Genomic DNA, 20,258 nt, shown 5'->3' with positions numbered 1-20,258 from the left:
ATGCATGAGGCCCGACAGCACCTTGCTCCCGGGCCTCATCATTCATCCGCTCACGGGCGCCATGATGGGCCGGGCTGCGGTGAAGAAGGATCAGGTTGTGCCGTGCCTTCGCCCACCAGTGCCAGACTCTGCATTTGCGCGCGAGACAGTTCTTTCAGCTTTTCAATGCGCGCTTCCGCCAGTTCGATCTCCAGTGCGGCCATCGCCTCCAGGTAGCGGTTACGAGTCGCCTCGCTATCGTCTTTGTCCGGGTAGAGGTCCTCGACCTCCTCCTGACGCCGGCTCGCGTTGCTTTCGAGTGTCTCGAATACCTCGGGGTTGCGCTCGCGCAAATAGCGGATCCAGTAATCGCGACCGATCAGATCCTCCAGAAACCTGTCCGACGCTTCATCGGCGAGAACGGCTGCACGCGCATCAATCAACCGCTGCCCGCGAATCGGCGTGGCGTACAGCATGTGCTCTGGTTGCGCCGGCAATTCCAGGCCGTCCGGCCAGCCGCGAGTCATGCCGATGCGGTATTGCAGGCGGACTTCCGCGCGGTCCTTGTACCTGGCGGCAGCTTCGGCCAGTCGGTCAACCCTTTCCAGGCGGAACAGACGTCGACTCAGATCAAGCAAGGCCCTGCCACGCTGTTCTGGACGGTGCCGTGGAATATCGCGCAGGGCGATGTATTCATACACGCGGGTTTCCAGCTCGCTGAACGACAGGATTCGCCCATCAGGGCAGGTGCCGTGGGTTTCGGCGTTGAGAAACAACAGGTCGCGCAGTTGGGCATTTTCCGTGGCCGCCTCGATGACTTGCCAGACCCGATGGGTCAGATCGGCACCTGATAAACTGAATTCGAGGGTATCGGGCAAGGTCGAGAGCAAATGAAAGAACGGCTCATGATTGTCCTGATCAGCCAATTGCAGCCATAACGCCTGCCGCGCGGCTTGCGCATCTGCATGGGTGTACGTCATCCAGGCGGCCATCGCTGGCGCTGCCGTATCTCGCGCCGGATAGGCAATGAACTCCGCTGCCTGCACGACGGCGCGGGTATCAACGGGCCTGGCACCGCCACCCCCACTTGGGCCATCGCTGTCGGAGCTGGAGTCCGAATCCGATCCCTGACCGGAGCCAGAATCCGAATCGCTATCGGTCTCCAATTCGCGTTCGGCAATTTCACCCTGCAGAAAATCCTGGGAATAACCCATGACATCACGGTCTGCGTTGGCCGCACTGTATTCGCGCAGTTGCTGCAGGCCATTGAGCGACAGCGGGTTTTCGGACAGGTCGGTGCCGTCCACCAGCGCTTGATGGTTACCGTCCAACAGGCGATCCGGAAAGACCATGATGTTGTTCCCCGACAGGTCCAGGCGTTGCAAATGCGCCAGATCGAGCACGTCATCAGGCCAGAATCCCAACCCGTTCTGGCTGAGATCGAGGGTCTCCAGACGGGGGAAGTTGGTGGCGCTGAACTCCTCCAGCTGATTGTGGCTGAGGTCGAGCCAACGCAACTGCGACCCACCCGCGTGCTGATACACGGTTTGTGCCACGGCCAGCCGATTACCGCTCAACTCCAGACGTTCCAGGCGGGTCAGACGACCGACAGCTTCGGGCAGCCGCTCCAGTGCATTGCCGTTGAGTTTCAGGGTGGTCAACTCAGGGAACGCCGGGCAAAAGAGGTTGAAGCTATCGACTGAAAACTTGACCCCTGTCAGATCCAGTGTCCGCACATGGGCAAACACGTTTGACAGCGCGGGCAGATCGCTCATGACCCCCGCTGAAAGGCTCAGCGTTGGTCCGGCAGACTCGGAAAGCCCTGTCAGACCGTCCCGCCAGCAATTGCGGATCCTCGTCGCGTTGAAGAACCTTGTGGACGATGACACGCTTTCACCAGGTCCTGGCGCCGCACCGAAAATCCAGCCGTTCAACTCACGCGTCAGCGTCTCGTCACTCGCTCGCCACTGGGTCAGCCTGTCCGCTATTTGCTCCGGGGACAGGCCTTCAACGCGCAATCGGGCAACGCTGGCTTGCGCTTGTTCAAGGGTCAGCGAGGGAAATATCTCCAGCACACGGGCACTCATGTCGGAACTGGCGCCAGTTGCAGCAACGGGCGCAAGCGCTAACAGCTGACCGGCGCGCTCCAGCGCACTTTCCGGCGGGGTCGCGCTTGGATTCGCCGGCAATGACGCCGTTTGCGCGTCGAACCGTTGCAAGGCACCTTCCGGCAAACCAACGGACATTTCAATCCGGCGCTGCGCCGCCCGCATGTCCGCCTCGCCTTGAGTACTGAAGCGGTTGTTCTGCAGACGGGTCTTCAGCAGCACAGCGTCGTTGGCAAGCACCTGATCGGGGAGCGACCCAATGGTGTTATGACGTAAATCCAATGTCCGCAAGTGCGGCAGGCTTTCCGCCCCGGTCGGCCATTGATTGAAGCCGTTGGAGCTGAGGTTCAACGTCTTGAGCCCGGAGGCGAGAAACGTCCAGTGTGTCCAGGCGATTGAGCCGGGCATTGAGATGCTCCAGTTTGTTCAGGGCATTGAACTGACTCTGCACCTCAGGGGTAACGCCGATAAGGTTGAGAGACACGTCCAGTTGCGTCAGGTGGCTTGCATCGGCGGGCCGGACCGGCAGTTCCGTCAATCCGCAGGCGGTGACTTCCAGGCTGGTGGTGCCACTGAATGCCTGGAGAAAATCGCGAATCTGGTCGATCGGCACATTCAACCGGTCCAGCCGAACGCTCTGCACGTGAGCAAACGCACCGGTTGGCAATCGCGGCAGCTCACTGACCGACTCCTCGCCCTGTACCCATGCAGTGTCCACCAGTTCAAACACACCGGCATCGTCGAGATCGATACTGGCTGCCCAGTTCGTCCCATTGAAAGGGCGAACGTCGTCGTTCAAGCGATAGCGCCGGCGGATGGCTGCACGCCAGTTCTTTTCCAGAGCACGTACCACCCGTGCATTGGGCTGCGCTTGCCAGCGGGCGGCGGGAATTGCAGTGCGCAATCCATCGGATGCCGTGGCCTCGTAGAACTGGCGGAAAATTGCGGTGTGCTCCACACGCAGAATCTCCACAGCCTTGAGCCGGGTTTCCGGGGTATTCCAGAGGGTCATGATGCGCTGAGGCAACGGGTTGAGGCGGCCGGCTTCGCCCGTGAGGAACTGCAGTTCTCCGGCGCAATAGCGACGAACCATCAAGTCCAGATCGACCAGATGTCGCCACTGCCCCATGTAGTTTTTCACATAGTCGTAAGCGGGTTTGAACGCTTCATGGGAGAACATGGACCAGTCCAGCGACAAACCTGCCCAGAGTCTTTCGTGTCCGACATAGAGCGATTGGGGAATGGAAGCGATGGCGGTCTGCGTCAGGTCCAGTCGTTCCAGTTCAGGCAGTTGCTGCACATAGGCCGGCCATTGCGTCAGGCCCGACGCTTCGATCCGGAGTTTCTTCAGGCGTCTGAGGGGCGTCAGATCCAGGCCAGCGGCATGGCTCCCACCGTCGAGGAAAGCAAGATGAAGCTCCTCAAGGGCGGTCAGCGTACTCAGTCTGCTCGACAGGTCGGAGGCCATCACCGTGGCTGCCGTCCTGAACTTGAGTTTCCTCAGTGCAGACATCCGGGTCACAGTCAGAGGCAAGGTTGTCAGTGCCTGCTCATGCGCCATGTAGGCGCCAAACAGACTGCCACGCTCCCCCAGCGACAGCTTTTGCACGTTGGCAAATCGCGCCAGAAAGGCGTCCGCATTGGCGTCGGTGATGCCATTGCCGCCAATCGAAAGTTTACGCACATGGGCGAAGTCTGCCGTCAGCTCTGGCAGCGGGTCATAAGTGAGTATCGAAAGTTCATCGGCACCTGAAACTCCGGTGGACAAGGCGTTGCGCCAGCAGGTTTTCAACGCTTGCGCGGCGCGAAACTTGTGATCCGTTGCGGAACGTTCCCAAGGCGCCGCCGTGGATGTGCCTGCCCATTCATCCAGCGTCCTGTTCAACTGCTGCCATTCTTCGCGGCGTGATTGCAACAGCTGGAAAATCGCGTTGTCGTCTTTACCCGTCCGGTACTGCTCGAGAATGAAACCGTTAGCCTGTTCGTAGGTAAGCTGCGGATAGACATCGCACACATGATCGGTCAGGTTCATTTGCAACCCGGCGCCGCGTCCGCTCGCGGGGTAACCGATCAACGTAGTGTTCACACGCACGGGCGGCTTGATCCATTTGACCTGCGGCGCGAGCAGCGCAGGCGCATCCGCCTGATGCCGATCGGCATGATCGATGATCTTTTGCTGTAACCGGGCGGACTGCCCCACCTCGGGCACACCGAGGCTGCGGCGCACGTCATCAGGCAAGGCATGCATGATCGATGAGTAAAAGTTGTCGCCGTTGCGCGGCAGGCTGTTGAGTGCAAGACCGAGTTCGTCGAACGCCTGAAACTGAGCGCCTTTCTTGATCAGGTATTTCTTCTCGCTGGCTGTTTCACTGCCGATGCTGTCGAGCAGCAGGCCGGCGTCATTGCCCTCGCGAACTTCAATGCGAACGCTGTCGGTCCAACCCGGCAGCTGCTCCAGCGTGTGCAACGCCAAGCGCCGACTGTCCGCAGAAGCGACGTTTTCACTGCGCAGGCCGGCATAGGCCGCAACTTGTCGGCTTTGGCGGGCGTACCAGCGTGCCTCTTCCAGCAGGCGTAGCGGCACTCGATGGCCTGAGTCCAGTCGCTCGAGATCTTCGGGGCGTCCATGGGCCAGCACCGTTTGTGCCGCGGGTTCGCTGAGTCCAGGGCAGGCCTTCTGCAAACGCGCAATCCGCGAATCGATGGGGTCGGTTCCCTTGTAAAGGCTGTCGTAGATCGCCGGCTGACGAGTGTCGGCGTAGTCGGCGATCTGCTTGCCGAACTCAGCCGGCCGTGCATCGCGCACGCGTGCGCCTTGCTCGCCCAGGAGCCGGGTGACTTCCGACTCGTCCAGCGCCGCAAGGATATGTGCTGGCAGGCCACCGCTGAGAATATCGGCCCGCGATATCTGAATCGGTGCCTTGACGCCGACGTCGCGAAAGCGCCGTGCGGAACCGTACCTGACCGACATGCCGGACAGTTGCTCGCCGTCGAATACTTCCAGCACCCGGTTCGCCGGCCAGCGCGGCATTTCGGTGATCAGCGGCAACGCATAGAGATACAGTTCGTCGATCGGTTTTGTCCCGCGCAACTGTTCGACTACCAGTGCCGCGTTGCTATCCGCCTGCATCACGCGCATGGCCTGGGTCAGTTCCGGTGGAGGCAGCGCAGAATCGACGTGCATCTTGCGCAGAGCGGCGTCGCTGACACCGCTGATATCGGCAGCCTTGATCAACTGCGCGTCGGTGAAGGCTTCGGTTTCGTGGCCGATGCGCCGCAGCAGGGTCAGACGATCCCAGTCCCGCGGCCGCTCCAGCGTATGCCGCCAGGCACCGCGTCCGTTGCTCTCGAGCACTGGCTGCCAGGCGCGGGCATCGGTCGGGTGCTTGATGCGCCATTTGCTGATCGACTCATCGTAAAACTGCTCGTAGACCTTACCGCCCTGGCGGATGAAGGTCTGACCTTCCAGCACATGCTGGCCGGCAGGATTCGGGCCGGGGCTGTCTGGCAGCGTGACAGCGGACTCGTAGGCTCTCAGGTCGGCTCTCCACAGGCGAGCTTCGCCGTCGGGCAGTGTGACCGGCTGCAGCCGCTCGATGACCGGCACGGCTCTGGCACTGGAGATTTTCTGCACCCCGGCCCCCACCCCCGCCATCAACGCAATCTGCGCCAGATTCTCCGCGACATCGATCAGGTGATCCTTCGCCGCCCGCCGATCGCCCTCACTCCATTCAATCGCGCCTTCCAGGGTTTCATTCAGCAATTGCCCGGCCATCACCACCATCATGACCTCGCCCAGCACCGGCACGAACATCGAGACCAGGTTCAGGCCGAGCATGCCGATCTGCAGCAGATGAGCGAGCTTGGCGTCCCGGGCCTTCGCATCGACATCCGCCGATGGCACGGCATGGCTGCGTGCGTCGGCCAATACCTTGGCGCGACTCTGGGTGTAAAGGTATTGCCAGAGATCCTCATTGGGCGCCCAAATCCCCCGTCCGCTGCGACCGAACGTCGATGGCGCAATGTAGGGATCCGGCACAGGATCCCACCTGATCTCACGCTCGGGTGGCAGTTCACGGATCCGGGTGAACACCGAACCGCCCGCCAGTACCTGCGCCACAGCCAGCCATGGCGAGCGCCATATTGCCCAGGCATCGCTCGGGGAACCGGCCGCCTTTTGTCTGAACTGGCTGAAATAATACCCACGCTGGTCATACGGCAGAAACTGGCTGAGAAAGCGCTGGTACGCGGTCGGTTCTGCGCCGGGCTCTTGGACGGGATCGCGGGCGGTAAGCAAGCGCTTGAATTCATCGCGCATCTGCTGGACGGTGTAGCGCTTGAGCGGGTGCTCCGGATCGTGAGGGATGTAAAGGATCAACTCGTCGCTGTAGCGGTACTTCTGGCAAATGACAAACACCACGCAGCCGGTGAGCCTTTTCTTCATCACGCCCAGGTCACTGAACCAGACCTGTTTATCGCCCATCCACGGGTGCATGTTGCCGTTGATCACCGACACAATCATTGCGTGATCCGCCGGCTCAATGTCTTTTTGCAACAGCGCCTGATCGGCTGCGGCGCGCATCGTCGCCTTTTGGCTGGCAATGAAGCGCTCGCTGAGCACCGCCTCTGCCACCGCATCGGACGGGTGGAAGAATGTCGTCAAATAGCTCTGATACTGCTTGCCGACATCCAGCTCTCGGCAAAGCGTCAGGAACTGCGTCACCGTCAGGCCGATGCTCACGTGCTCGAATGTACCTGGGGTGGAGGTGGCTACCACGAAACCCGACGTCGAGTGATAGGCACCCTGCTTGCATTCGTCAGCTTCGAAGTTGTGCAGCGCGGCTTCCAGCATCGACAGTTTGAGGACCTCGAAGGACGCCAGCTCGATCTTTTCAATGCCCAGTTCGACGGGACGCCGCAGGCCCAGGTACGTCTTGTCGATATCGATTTGTAATTGATGCCGGTCCTTGAGCGCTTTGAGCAGCAATGGCCTGGCAAATGTCTCGACGTCCTGAAGGGTCGCCATGGTTCTATCTAGATCGTTCTGGGCGACAACACTGGCCTTCATGCTGTCGGCCAGCGTCTTGCGTTGTGCCGGCGTCGCGTCGAGGTACCACGCTGGCAGCACAGTCGGAAGGTTTTTGAGCGCTTCGCGCCGTTGCGACGAAGCACTGGACAGCCACGGCGGGATGGACTTTTCGAGAAAATCCCGGTGCAGGCTTTGCGTTGTATTGAGCTTTGTCGGCTGGCTGTCAGCGACAACTCGTGCGGGCGGCGCAGCGTGCGGCGTCTCTGGGTTGGATGGGATAGTGACCATGATCACTCCTGGTTTGATGGAGCGATCAGCAGACCATGTCCCGTCAGCGGATCTGCGGTATCCGGGTATTGCCGGTGCGGCCGTGAGTAACCTGATATGTATCACTCACGGCGCAATCTTCAGCGCCAGCCAGCGCCCGTCAAGGGCGGCTCGAAGGTCCCGGTGTCGGTGTGACTCGATTACCTTCTGCGGCCTCATCGGCAAAGCTCTGCAGATCGACGATCTCCCGACGTGTCAGCTCGAGACGTTTCTGGGTGAGCAGCCGTTCCATGGCCTTGCCCAGATCGACCAGTTCCCGATCGTACTCTCGCGCATCGATTTCACCCCGGGAGAGCCGATCATCCAACGCACTCCAGCGTTCTTGGCGTTGCTGATCAACCGCGGAGTCAATCGCCTGCATCTCCAGCGGGAGGCGTTCCTCCAGATAGGTGATCCAGTAATCGCGGGCGATCATGCTCAGTGGCAGTGCATCGGTCCGCTCCGCCTCGAGGATCGAGGCCCGGGTCTGAGTCAGCAGTTCACCGCTGAGGGGTTCGTCATAGAGCATGTAGGCCGGCTGCCCGGGCAGATCCACCCCATCGCCCCAGCCACCGGTCAGACCGATACGATATTTCAGGCGCACCTCGGCACGATCCCTGCCCCGCCCTGCGGCGTCAGCCAGCGTCTCGATCCTGTCCAGACGAAACAATTGCCGGGACAGACGCAATAAAGCCCGGCCCTTTAGCGCCATCCGATGCACCGGGATGTCGTGCAGTGCCCGATACACCGACACCCGCACTTCCATGTCGCTGAATGTCAGAATCCGCCCGTCCGGGCACGTGCCATGGCTTTCAGCGCCGAGAAACAGCAACTGGCGCAGTTCGCTGCTCTCGGTGGCTGCCTGCATGACATCCCACATTCTGCGCGTCAGGTCGGCCGGTACCAGCCGGAAGTCGTCCGTGTCGCGCAACAAACGCAGCAACTGAAAAAAACGCTGGTGATCGGGCTCTTGCGCCAGTTGCGCCCAGATGTCCGCTCTGCGAGCCGCGAGCGTCACGTCGCTGCGCTGGAGCCACGGATCTCTTGATCTCGGAGCCACATCGTTGAGCGGATCCAGGACCTCTTCGACAGGCAGGACAGCGGCCTCAGGATCGTCAAGGTCCACATTGCCGACGTTGTCTTCGGGAATGCCGGCCGCTTCTGCGCCACCGAACAGATCGCCGAAAAGGTGTGTGTCGATCATCGTTTCAATGTTTCGGCGTGACATTCCCAGCACGTGCGACGCCGACTGCTCACGCGCATAGCGGCGCATGTCCTGCAAAGCAGAAAGGGACAAGCGTCGATTCTCGGAGAGGTCAGTCCCCCGGATCAGACGCTCGTGCTCGCCGCTGAACAATTCCCCGGGAATGCGTGTGAGCTCGTTGCCGCTCAGGTTCAAGCTATGCAACTGCGGCGCTTCGAATACACGGCCAGGCCATGCAGTCAGGTGGTTGTAACGCAAGTCCAGGGTCTGGACAGCGCCAAAGTCGGGCGGGTTGAAGACACGAAGTTCGTTGTAGCCGACATCCAGCCTGCGAAGACGCGCACGGGCCAGCAACGGGTAAAGGTCCGTCGCGTCCGCGAGATCGCAATACTGCATCTCCAGATGTTGCAGATGCTGCATTCGCAGTACCGGCGCAGGCACCGACCCCAAGGGATTGCCACTGATGTACAAGGTTTCGACGTGGGGAAAAGCCGCGAGAAACCCGTCCGAGCCCCGCGTGGTCATGCCCACGCGGCTCAGATCCAGCGTTCTGACTGCTGGAATCGGCACTGCCAGTTCCGGCAAATCACCGGTTTGCAGGCCTTGGAAATCCAGATCCAGCCGGGCCCTGTCGACAGGCTCTGTGAGCCCGTCCAGCCAGGCTTCGAAGAGGCGCCTCGCCGCGACCGATCGGTCTCGCGCATTGATCCTGTAGGTGTCCGTGCGCACTTCGCGGGTGTACAGCCAATCATTCGCCCGACGGACCAATGCCTCGCCAAGGTGCTGCCATTCGGTGATCCGTGCTTCGACCTGCGCATCGCTCGCCCCCGACGCCCGCAGATTCTGCAAGTGAAGCCGCGCTTGCTCGACCGGCATGAGGCGAGTCAGTCGTTGCAACTGCGTCGACGGCCCCGTTTGCCCTTGAAGCACCGTCGCAGCTTCCGGAAGCGAGAGCATCAGATCGATAAACGACCAGCCTGTTTCCGCAGGAGGGAAAGCCTCCGGCACCGGTTCTGCGCCGAATCGCGCCAGCGTGCCCTGCCCCAGCCACCGTTCCTGCTCGATACGCCGCAGCGCCGCGTGCAGGCTTGCTTCACCCTCAGGACTGAATACGTTACCGGTCAGGTTGGCTCTCATCAGCGCGTCGGGATGGGCCAACACCGACGGTGGCAGCGACAAGACCCGATTGTCTCGCAGGTCGAGCCAGGTCAACCGAGGCAGGTTTTCGGCACCGGCGGGCCAGGTTCGCAACTGCGTCGATCTCAGGCTCAGGGCACGCAATCGGCTCAACAGGCTGACATTGATGTTGCCCAGCGGGTTGTTACTCAAATTCAACCTTCTGAGACGCTGCAACCCGTCGATCTGCCGCTGCACGACAGGCGTAACCTCGATCCTGTTGCCCGCTGCATCCAGATGCGTCAGCGCTGACAGCTCATCCGGCGCAAAGGGCAGCTCGGTGAAGGTATTACCGCTGAATTCAAGTGATTCGACATGACTGAACGCGCGGAGAAAGTGCCGAGCCTGTTCGATGGGGACGTCCAGCCTTCCCAGGCGCACTGTCCGCACGTGGGAGAAACTGCCTGCCGGCAGTGGCGGCAACTCGGTGATCAAGTCTGTAGCCGGCGATATGGCGTGGCCTGATCGGGTCACCGGCAGGTCAAATGTCGCCACGTTGGCGGTCAGGCCGTACCGTTGGCGAACCGTGCCATACCAGTTGGTTTTGAGCGCGCTGACGACGTCGGCGTTAGGCCCCGTGGACCACTGGCGCCGGAGGGTCGCATAGCGTGTTCCATGCCGCAGGGAGGGTGTGTAGAACGCCGCGAAAATGGCTTCATGCTCCGCCCGAAGCTGTTCGATGGCGGTCACTCTGGCCTGCGGTGTCCCCCAGGCCGCGTTGAACGCTGCGGATAACGGGTCAGTGAAATTCGGCATTGGCGCCATCGTGTCGAGCTCGGCGCGGCAGAACTCGCCGACCATCTGATGCAGATCGAGCAGGTGGCCCAGTGGGCCGGAATATTGGCTGACGTATTCGTAAGCGCGCCGGAAGGTCGCCGGGGTCACCCTCGACCAGTCGAGCGCCAGCCCGGCCCAAAGCTGCTCTTGATCGTGATACAGCGATTCGGGCAGCGTCTCTATCAACGTATGCGTCAGATCCAGACGCTCAAGAAGCGCAAGGCGCTCAACGTACGCGGGCCATCGCCACAAGGCACGGGGCGCGTCAATGCGCAGGCTGCGCAGGCGGGTCAGTGGCGTCAGGTCAAGTTCATGCAGAGTGGTTGAGTCGACTCCTGAGTAATCGATGCGCAGCGCTTCAAGCCTGGCAAGCGAGCTGAGCCGTTGAGAAAAGCTCGGCGCCAGTAACGGGGCATCGGTGGAAAAACGCAGACGGGTCAGTCCGGGCATTCGGCCGACCGCCTCCGGCAGCGTCGTCAGCGCGCCGGTCCCAGACATGGGGCCAACGGCCTGTTGCCCCAGTTCGCCGATCGACAAATCCGTGACATTCGGGAAGGCCGCCAGAAAACTGTCCGCATTGGCATCCGTTATGCCCAGTCCCGTCAGGGACAGTTCATTGATATGGGCAAAACGGGTGGAGAGCGCAGGCAACGGCGTATCGCACACCAGCGACAGGCGCCCGGCTTCGGCCTCTTGCCCGGCCAACGGGCCATTGCGCCAGGCATTCCTGAGTGCCTGAGCAACTTGCGCCCTGTGCAGCGCGGCCTGGCTCCCGGTCGGGCCTGCCTGCCATTGCTCCAGGGTGGTATCGAGTCTTTCCCAGTCTTCCCGCCGGGACTCCAGTTCGCTGAAGATCTGCGCATTACTTCTGCCGCGTTGCTGGGTGAGGAACGCCTCGGCCTGCCGCGCCTGCGGATAGAGATGCGCCACCCGTGACTCCAGAGATGGCGCAAGATTTGGGCCTCGGCCACTGGCGTAATAGCCCTTGAGCCTCGCGCTCACCCGCACCGGTGGTTTGAACGCTTTGGCTTGCGGCGCCAGAACGTGCGCAGCTTGGCGTCGATGCGCATGGGCCGAGCCGATGATTTTATGTTGCAGTTCGCTGCCAGGGCTTCCTTCCGGCAAGTCAATGGCCAAGCGTATGTCATCGGGCAGCGCGTGCAGGAGCGAATGATAGAAGCTGTCCTCTGCATTCGATAACCTGTTGAGCGCTTCTGCGCGATCATCGAAGGCCTGATAAGCAGGCCCGTTCTTGACCAGATAGCGTTTCACCGGTGCCGCGGGCTCACCGATGCTGTCGAGCAGCGCGCCGGTTGTGCTGCCCTCGCGAATTTCCAGGCGCAATGTCTGCGGCCATCCTGGCAACTGCTTCAGCGCAAACAGTGCCAGCCTTCGGCTGTCTGCCGAAGCCAGGTTCTCGCTGTGCAAACCGGCGAATGCACGAACCTGGCGTCCCTGGCGAGCATGCCAGCGAGCCTCTTCGAGCATTTTCAACGGGGAGCGCCCGGCAGCGTCCATTCGAGCCAGTTCCGCCGCCGTTGCATGATCGAGCACATCCTCTGCGGCCGCATCGCTGAGTCCGGGACATTCACGCTGCAGCATGCGCCCACGTATGCCCAGCGGTTCGCTGCCTCGGTAAAGGCTGTCGAAAATGGCCGACTGTCGTGTATGGGCATAATCGGCGAGCCTGCGACTGAATGCGTCTGGCCTCGCTGGACGAAACTGCGCGTCGGCCGGGCCCAGGAGCTGGCGTACTTCGTTTTCCTGCAGCGCTGCCAGAATTCGTGCAGGCATTTCTCCGTTCAATACCTGCGCACGGCTGATACGGATGACCGGTTTGCGATCAAACCCGGGCAGTGACGTCTGCGCACCGTACCGAATCGACGATCCTTCGCCCTCGGCACCGAGGAAAAACTCCAGTATCCGATCAGCCGGCCAGTGCGGCATTTCGGTGACCAGAGGCAGTGCGTACAGATACCCCTCATCAATGGGCCTCGCTCCGCGCAGTTGCTCGATCATTTGCCTGGCTCCCCTATCGGCGCGAAACAGGCGCATCGCGTCGTGCAATTCAGGAGGTGGCGGTAGATGATCCATGTGCATTTTGCGCAAGGCGTTGTCACTGACGGCGCTGATATCGGCGAGCATCAACAGGGATTCATCGCTGAAGTCGTCGGTGATATGCCCCATGCGCCGCAGGAGGGTCAGTCGCTCCCAGTCCATCGGCTGCTCCAGCGCCAGCCGCCAGGCGCCCTGACCGTTATGACTCAGGACTGGCTGATAAGCGTCGGCATCGCTGGGATGTTTGAGACGCCATTGAGCGGTTGACTCATCGAGTGTCTGTTCGTAGAACCTGCCGCCATGGCGGAAACAGATTTTGCCGTCGATCCGGTACTGCCCCTGTGCATTCGGCCGCACTGATTCACTCAACGTGAGGTGCTGTTCATAGCCACTGAAGTCGGGCTTCCACAGACGGGTTTCGCCAGTGGGCAGAGTCACGGGATGCAGTTGCTCGATCAGCGGCTCCGCCTTTACCGCCGTCAGCCGTTTGAAACCCGCGCCGGCTGCCGCCATGACCGCAATCTGCGCGAGGTTCTCCGCCACATCCACGAAGTGCGCCTTGGCGGCGTGCCTGTCACCCTCGCTCCATTCGACCACGCCCTCGATGGTTTCGAACAACAACTGGCCGGCCATCACCACCAGCATGATCTCGCCCAGCACCGGCACAAACATCGACGCCCCATTCAGCGCCAGCAGGCCGAATTGCAGCAGGCCTGACAGCTTGGCGTTGCGTGCACTGGCGTCCACGTCGGCGGTTGGAACCGCGTGGCAGCGGGCATCAGCGAAGACCTTCTCGCGGTGCTTTTCATAGAGGTAAGTCCACAGGTCGGAATTGGCAGCCCAAGGAAAAGCCTGCACGTGGGGCATCAACGCGGCGGCAATGTAGGGATCGGGCTCCGGCACTCTCTTCGCGTATTTGGGCGAAGTTTTCCATATCTCGATTGCGGTCAGTGTGGCTTCCAGTATTTTGCGCCAGGGCGACGTCAGCCAGTCGGACGCAGAGTCGGCAACCTTCACGAACTGGCTGAAATAGTAAGGACGTTTTTCGTAGGGCAAGAACTGGCTCAGAAACCGCTGGTAAGGCGTCGGTTCGATGTCTGCCGACTGCCGTGGAACACGAGCGGTAAGCAGCCGCTTGAAGGTGCTCTGCATTTGCGTGCCGGTATAGCGCTTCAGCGGATGTACCGGATCATTCGGCACATAAAGAATCACTGCCTCGGTGGGGCGATTCCTTTCGGCGATCTTGAACGCAACACACCCCACCAACCTGTGCCTCATCAGGCTCAGGTCCTGAAACCACACCTGATTGCGACCGATTCTGGGATGTCGCTCGCCTCTGATGACCGAAATGATCATCGCGTGGTCTTCCGGCAGAATGTCCCTGCTCAACAAAGCCCGATCAGCCGCCGCACGCATGGCTGTTTTCTGGCTGGCAATGAACCGCCGGCGCAACCTCGCCTCGGCCTTGGGGTTTTCAGGATGGAAAAACGAATCGAGATAGGCCTGATACTTCGCACCGATATCCAGTTCACGGCACAGGCCGAGAAAGTTTCTGACCGACACGTTTACCGGCACAGCCGTGTAGACCTCCGTGGCAAGGTTCTGGATTGCGAACCCGGAGCTGCGGTGAAACGCCCCGTACCGACATTCGTCACTTTCAAAGTTGTGCAGCGCCGCCTGCAGCAAAGGGAGCGTCAAGGATTCGTAAGTTCCGATTTCCTCGCCGAGGAGACCGGCGCGTATGGGGCGCCGGAGGCATAACAGGGTTTTGTCGACATCAACCTCGACCTGAAAACGGCTTTTCAGCGCCTGCATCAGGATGGGCCGGGCGAACGCATCAATGTCCTTGAACGCTGCCATGGTCTGGTCCAATCGCGTCTGCGTGCTGAAACTGTGGCCGTAGCTTTCATGCAAGACACGACGGTGTGCCGGTGCCATGGTGCTGTACCAGTTCGGCAGGACGGTCCTGGCCTGTTTGAACTCGGCCTTTCTCAGAGCAGAAGCATCGATCAGCCATGGCGGCACCGCAGCCTCCAGAAAAGGCCCGTGCAGGCTCTCGGTAGCAGGCGGTGGTGCAGGCTTGTCCGTGGCTTGAGGAATAAGGAAATCGGGGGACATACATCGCTCCTGTAAATGGAGCGACAGCACATCACTTGTATGGGTGGCTTAAGCGGTACAGGGATATAGGCAGAGGCGGCAGTTGTAACGACGTGTCTGCGAACAGCCGAGCGCTATTTGACTATGCTTGAGAGGCACAACTTTCAGCGGAGGGATTTATGGACGATCCAGTCGACAACAAACCGCCGACCTTTTGGCAAATGTTGCAAAGCGTCATGGCAGCGGCGTTCGGCGTACAAAGCGGCAAAAACAGGGAACGAGACTTTACCCATGGCAAACCCAGTCATTTCGTGATGTTGGGCATTCTGTTCACGGCGCTGTTCGGGTTGACGCTGTTTGCCATCGTCAAACTGGTGCTGCATCTGGCCGGGGTGTGAACCGGCACGCTGAGGCGTTGGCTACATGGCTTCATGCGGATGCGCAGGGGGCCGGGCCCAGGAAAAGGCCCGGAACCTGGCTTACTGGTGGCTGACCCAGAAGACCGCTGTCCCTACTACGAGAATGATCAGGAACAGAATGGCCCATGCGTCGACACTGCTGTCGCTTTTTCTGGCTTTGGTCGGGTTGCTCATTGCATCGCCTCTTGTCGGTTTTATCGGTGATTGCACAAAGACTCGATCACAGTTAAGACGATGATTGTCCGCACGACAAATGTGGATTAGTTGACAGTGATGCGTGTTAGGCGATTTGGTTCTTTCCATATACTCAAACATCACTTTTGCGCATAACTGCAAACGGGTATATTGCCCCGGCTCCGTCAGGAGTGCGCGGCCGTGCGCGCAGAATTGCAGAGGCATCATCGGACTCCAGCAAGCGAAAACGCAGCGTTTTCCGAGTAGCCCAAGCCTGAGAACAGGACTTATATGTACGTATACGACGAGTACGATCAGCGGATCATCGAGGACCGCGTCAAGCAGTTCCGTGATCAGACCCGACGCTATCTGGCAGGTGAGCTGAGCGAAGAAGAATTCCGCCCCCTGCGCCTGCAGAATGGCCTGTATATCCAGCGCTTCGCACCGATGTTGCGGGTGGCGGTGCCTTACGGCCAACTGACTTCGCGCCAGGTGCGCATGATGGCCAGGATTGCCCGCGACTACGACAAGGGCTACGCCCACATCAGTACGCGGCAGAACGTGCAGTTCAACTGGCCGGCCGTGGAAGACATCCCGGACATTCTCGCCGAACTCGCGACCGTGCAGATGCACGCTATTCAGACCAGCGGCAACTGCCTGCGCAACGTCACCACCGATCAGTTTGCCGGCGTCGCCGCCGATGAGGTGATCGATCCACGCCCATGGTGCGAGATCGTCCGTCAGTGGACCACGTTCCACCCGGAATTCGCCTACCTGCCGCGCAAGTTCAAGATCGCCGTCAACGGTTCGACCAGTGACCGTGCTGCCATTGAAGTCCACGACATCGGTCTGGAACCTGTCCATAACGCTGCTGGCGAGTTGGGCTTCCGCGTGCTGGTTGGCGGTGGCCTCGGTCGTACGCCAGTGGTAGGCGCATTCATCAACGAATTCCTGCCATGGCAGGACCTGTTGAGCTACCTCGACGCCATTCTGCGTGTGTACAACCGCTATGGCCGTCGTGACAACAAATACAAGGCGCGGATCAAGATCCTCGTCAAAGCGCTGACTCCGGAAGTGTTCGCGCAGAAAGTCGATGCGGAAATGGAGCACCTTCGCGGTGGCCAGACCACGCTGACCGAAGCCGAACTGCATCGCGTTGCGAAGCACTTCGTCGATCCGGACTACAAGACCCTCGAAAACCAGACCGCGCAATTGGCCGATCTGGACAAAGAGCATCCGGGTTTCGCCCGCTGGCGCAGCCGCAACACCCTGGCGCACAAGAAGCCTGGCTATGTCGCTGTGACGCTGTCGCTGAAGCCGACCGGTGTTGCCCCCGGCGACATCACCGACAAACAGCTCGACGCCGTCGCCGATCTGGCCGACCGCTACAGCTTCGGTCAGCTGCGCACCTCTCACGAGCAGAACATCATTCTTGCCGACGTCGAGCAGAGTCAGTTGTTCACCCTCTGGGGCGAGTTGCGTGAAGGCGGTTTCGCCACGCCGAACATCGGCCTGCTGACCGACATCATCTGCTGCCCGGGCGGCGACTTCTGCTCGCTGGCCAACGCCAAGTCGATCCCGATTGCCGAATCGATCCAGCGCCGCTTCGACGATCTGGACTACCTGTTCGATATCGGTGAGCTGGACCTGAACATCTCCGGCTGCATGAACGCCTGCGGTCACCACCACGTGGGCCACATCGGCATCCTCGGCGTGGACAAGAAAGGCGAAGAGTTCTATCAGGTCTCCCTCGGCGGCAGCGCCAGCCGGGATGCGAGCCTAGGCAAGATCCTCGGCCCGTCCTTCGCTCAGGAAGCCATGCCGGACGTGATCTCCAAGCTGATCGACGTGTACGTTGAGCAACGCACCGAAGACGAGCGCTTCATCGACACCTACCAGCGTATTGGCATCGACCTCTTCAAGGAACGCGTCTATGCAGCGAATCATTAAGAACAACGAAGTCGTCGACGAAACCTGGCACTTGCTGCCCAAGGATTTCAACATCGACGAGATCAGCAACTGCGACGATCTGATCGTTCCTCTGCAGTTGTGGCGCGAACACAGCCGCATGCTCAAGGCCCGTGATGGCGGTCTGGGCGTGTGGCTGGATGCCGACGAGGAAGCCGAAGAAATCGGTGAAGACGTAAGTGAGTTTCAAGTGATCGCGCTGAATTTCCCGGCGTTCACCGATGGCCGCAGTTACTCCAATGCCCGTCTGCTGCGCGACCGTTACGGTTTCAAAGGCGAACTGCGGGCAATTGGTGACGTGCTGCGCGACCAGCTGTTTTACATGCACCGCTGCGGCTTTGATGCCTTTGCCATTCGTGCGGACAAAGATCCGTACGAAGCGCTGGAAGGTCTCAAGGACTTCTCGGTGACCTACCAGGCCGCCAGTGACGAGCCGCTGCCGTTGTTTCGTCGGCGCTAAGCCTGCGGATTTACTGCGGACACAAAAACGCCGGTCATTGACCGGCGTTTTTTTATGCCTGCTCGTTTACCAGAAGCGTTGCTGGGTGAGGCGGCTCCACCAGCTCAACAGCACACGATCCACCGAACCGCTGGCAGCCATGCCGATGCGTTCCTGCAGGCTTTTACGCTCGGCGTAATGCAGATGGTAAACCTCGGCCTGTCTGGCTTTCTGCGCCAGATATTCATCGCTGGTCTTCAGTTCGTCGACCAACTGGTTTTCCAGGGCAGCGATCCCCAGCCAGATTTCGCCGGTGGCCACTTCATCGATTGCCAGTTGCGGGCGATAACGGGCGACGAAGTTCTTGAACAGCTGATGGGTAATGTCGAGGTCTTCCTGAAATTTCTCACGGCCCTTTTCGGTGTTTTCGCCAAACACCGTCAGGGTGCGCTTGTATTCACCGGCAGTCAGCACTTCGAAATCGATGTCATGCTTCTTCAGCAGGCGGTTGACGTTAGGCAACTGCGCGACCACACCGATGGAACCGAGTATCGCGAATGGAGCGCTGATGATCTTGTCGCCGATGCACGCCATCATGTAGCCGCCGCTGGCCGCAACCTTGTCGATGCAAACGGTCAACGGCACACCCGCATCGCGGATTCGGGCCAGTTGTGACGACGCCAGACCGTAGCTGTGCACCATGCCGCCGCCGCTTTCCAGGCGCAGAACCACTTCGTCCTTCGGCGTGGCCAGGGTCAACAGCGCGGTGATCTCGTGACGCAGGCTCTCGGTGGCCGAAGCCTTGATATCGCCGTCGAAGTCGAGCACGAATACCCGGGACTTCGGCTCTGGCTGGGTCTTCTGCTTCTTCGCGGTTTTTTCGGCTTTCGCTTCGCCCTTGCGCAATGCCTTGAGCTGATCCTTGTCGAGCAGGGTCTGCTCCAGGCGCTCACGCAGGCCTTTGTAGAAATCGTTGAGCTTGCTGACTTGCAACTGGCCCGCCGATTTGCGCCGTCCCTTGCTGCGCAACGCGGCGAAACTGGCGAGCACCACCAGAATGGCGACCACCAGGGTGACAGTCTTGGCCAGGAAGCTGGCGTATTCGGTGAAAAAATCCACAGAGACTCCTCAATGCAATGCGTGAACGTGAAACACACGCGGAATGGCTCCAGCATACCCATGCGCCGGCTCGTCGGCCAGCCGTGAAACCTCTGGCAACACGCCTGTAACGGGCATTTCAAACAAGCGTATGTTTTTTCATTGACAGCTCTCCGCCATCCTCATAACCTCGCCTGACCTTCAACGTACCGGGACGACGCGGACGTGGGCAGCATCTACTTGATACGACATGGCCAAGCCTCCTTTGGTGCAGACGATTACGACGTCCTGTCACCGACCGGCGTGCGTCAGGCAGAAATCCTCGGCCAGCACCTTGCCGATCTGGGCATCAACTTCGACCGCTGCCTTGCCGGTGACCTGCGTCGTCAACAGCACACCGCCACCAGTGCCCTGGAACAATTCAGTGCCAGAGGCCTGCCGGTTCCCGTTCTTGAAACCGATTCCGCCTTCAACGAATTCGATGCCGATGCAGTCATCCGCGCCCTGCTCCCGGCGATGCTGCCGGAAGAGCCGGAAGCTCTCGACATCCTGCGCAATGCCGCGCAGAACCGCGGTGAATTCCAGCGCATCTTTGCTTTGATCGTCGAACGCTGGCTCGCGGGCACTCATGACACCCCGGGGCTGGAAAGCTGGCTGGGTTTCGTCGAGCGCGTTCAGGCCGGTCTGCACCGTATTCTCGATCTGGCGGAAAAAAACCAGAAAATCGCCGTGTTCACTTCCGGCGGCACCATCACCGCCCTGCTCCACCTGATTACGCAAATGCCTGCCCGACAGGCCTTTGAATTGAACTGGCAAATCGTCAACACCTCGCTCAACCAACTGAAGTTTCGCGGTCGCGAGGTGGCTCTGGCTTCCTTCAACAGTCACGCACACCTGCAACTGCTGAAGGCCCCGGAACTCATCACTTTTCGCTGAGTCCGGCTTACTGTGACCCTGGCTGTAACCACCCAGCTCCCATGACCAAGAAAGGATCGAACCATGACCTCCGTAGCTGATGCCGTAAAAGCAATGCAAGCCAAGTTCAACCCAGCAGCCGCTGCCGGTCTGGACCTGGTCTTCGGTTTCAACATCACCGACGAAGACAAGCAATACGCGCTGATCGTCAAAGACGGCACCTGCGACATCCAGGAAGGTGAAAACCCGGACGCCAACTGCACGCTGGTGCTGGACAGCGAAACCCTGAAAGGTATCGTCAGCGGCGAAACCGACGGCATGCAGGCGTTCATGGGCGGCAAGCTGCGCGTTGAAGGCGACATGATGCTGTCGATGAAACTGTCCGAGCTGTTCCCTTCGTAAGAAGCTGCTGGGTTCAAACAAATCCCGCCCATGTGGCGGGATTTGTCGTTTCAAGCACTGCGTGTCATTGCAATGTGGATTAGTGCTTGGCTGCAGCCGTTCCATCAAG

9 protein-coding genes are annotated in these 20,258 nt (G+C 60.2%); 5 read left to right on the top strand and 4 right to left on the bottom strand.

The annotated features are described in order from the left end of the window. Nucleotides 1-50: 50 nt before the first annotated feature. From QRN33_RS15120 to QRN33_RS15110, 3 genes are all read right to left on the bottom strand, one after another. Nucleotides 51-1,754 (bottom strand): NEL-type E3 ubiquitin ligase domain-containing protein, encoded by a 1,704-nt coding sequence (locus tag QRN33_RS15120; protein ID WP_285409370.1) that lies wholly within the window; start codon nucleotides 1,752-1,754, stop codon nucleotides 51-53. A gap of 598 nt (nucleotides 1,755-2,352) precedes the next feature. Continuing rightward, the gene (locus QRN33_RS15115; RefSeq protein WP_285409231.1) at nucleotides 2,353-7,404 is read right to left on the bottom strand and encodes a dermonecrotic toxin domain-containing protein; all 5,052 of its coding nucleotides are present in this window, start codon (nucleotides 7,402-7,404) and stop codon (nucleotides 2,353-2,355) included. A 139-nt stretch (nucleotides 7,405-7,543) separates the two neighbouring features. Then, nucleotides 7,544-14,755 (bottom strand): NEL-type E3 ubiquitin ligase domain-containing protein, encoded by a 7,212-nt coding sequence (locus tag QRN33_RS15110; protein ID WP_285409230.1) that lies wholly within the window; start codon nucleotides 14,753-14,755, stop codon nucleotides 7,544-7,546. A 158-nt stretch (nucleotides 14,756-14,913) separates the two neighbouring features. Here QRN33_RS15110 and QRN33_RS15105 point away from each other — a divergent pair, with 158 nt between their 5' ends. The 3 genes from QRN33_RS15105 to QRN33_RS15095 all read left to right on the top strand — a co-directional run bounded on the left by QRN33_RS15105 (nucleotide 14,914) and on the right by QRN33_RS15095 (nucleotide 17,755). Then, complete coding sequence (locus QRN33_RS15105; protein ID WP_042610335.1) at nucleotides 14,914-15,132, top strand: DUF2970 domain-containing protein; 219 nt, start codon at nucleotides 14,914-14,916, stop codon at nucleotides 15,130-15,132. 486 nt (nucleotides 15,133-15,618) lie between these two features. Further along, complete coding sequence (locus tag QRN33_RS15100) at nucleotides 15,619-17,277, top strand: nitrite/sulfite reductase (RefSeq protein WP_042610334.1); 1,659 nt, start codon at nucleotides 15,619-15,621, stop codon at nucleotides 17,275-17,277. Continuing rightward, on the top strand, nucleotides 17,261-17,755 hold the full coding sequence (locus QRN33_RS15095) for a DUF934 domain-containing protein (protein WP_039758643.1): 495 nt from the start codon (nucleotides 17,261-17,263) through the stop codon (nucleotides 17,753-17,755). The genes QRN33_RS15100 and QRN33_RS15095 overlap by 17 nt, the downstream gene beginning before the upstream one ends. A 66-nt stretch (nucleotides 17,756-17,821) precedes the next feature. Here the strand turns inward: QRN33_RS15095 and sohB are convergent, their stop codons facing one another. After that, nucleotides 17,822-18,853 (bottom strand): protease SohB, encoded by a 1,032-nt coding sequence (gene sohB / locus QRN33_RS15090; protein ID WP_285409229.1) that lies wholly within the window; start codon nucleotides 18,851-18,853, stop codon nucleotides 17,822-17,824. A 204-nt stretch (nucleotides 18,854-19,057) separates the two neighbouring features. On the opposite strand from sohB, the gene QRN33_RS15085 reads away from it, so the two are divergent. Next, nucleotides 19,058-19,768, top strand: coding sequence for a histidine phosphatase family protein (locus QRN33_RS15085; RefSeq protein WP_116657616.1), 711 nt, complete (start codon nucleotides 19,058-19,060; stop codon nucleotides 19,766-19,768). 63 nt (nucleotides 19,769-19,831) lie between these two features. Continuing rightward, a complete protein-coding gene (locus tag QRN33_RS15080) occupies nucleotides 19,832-20,149 on the top strand; it encodes an SCP2 sterol-binding domain-containing protein (RefSeq protein ID WP_042610331.1) in 318 nt (105 codons plus the stop codon). Nucleotides 20,150-20,258 lie beyond the last annotated feature (109 nt).

Source organism: Pseudomonas sp. FR229a (assembly GCF_030209115.1).
In the GTDB taxonomy this organism is placed as follows: domain Bacteria; phylum Pseudomonadota; class Gammaproteobacteria; order Pseudomonadales; family Pseudomonadaceae; genus Aquipseudomonas; species Aquipseudomonas moraviensis_A.
This window is presented reverse-complemented; position numbering and strand designations above follow the sequence as displayed.

Excerpts from the sequence above, each read along its gene's own strand:
- QRN33_RS15120 (WP_285409370.1), bottom strand. The coding sequence starts at position 1,754 with ATGAGCGATCTGCCCGCGCTGTCAAACGTGTTTGCCCATGTGCGGACA.
- QRN33_RS15115 (WP_285409231.1), bottom strand. The coding sequence starts at position 7,404 with ATGGTCACTATCCCATCCAACCCAGAGACGCCGCACGCTGCGCCGCCC.
- QRN33_RS15110 (WP_285409230.1), bottom strand. The coding sequence starts at position 14,755 with ATGTCCCCCGATTTCCTTATTCCTCAAGCCACGGACAAGCCTGCACCA.
- QRN33_RS15105 (WP_042610335.1), top strand. The coding sequence starts at position 14,914 with ATGGACGATCCAGTCGACAACAAACCGCCGACCTTTTGGCAAATGTTG.
- QRN33_RS15100 (WP_042610334.1), top strand. The coding sequence starts at position 15,619 with ATGTACGTATACGACGAGTACGATCAGCGGATCATCGAGGACCGCGTC.
- QRN33_RS15095 (WP_039758643.1), top strand. The coding sequence starts at position 17,261 with ATGCAGCGAATCATTAAGAACAACGAAGTCGTCGACGAAACCTGGCAC.
- QRN33_RS15080 (WP_042610331.1), top strand. The coding sequence starts at position 19,832 with ATGACCTCCGTAGCTGATGCCGTAAAAGCAATGCAAGCCAAGTTCAAC.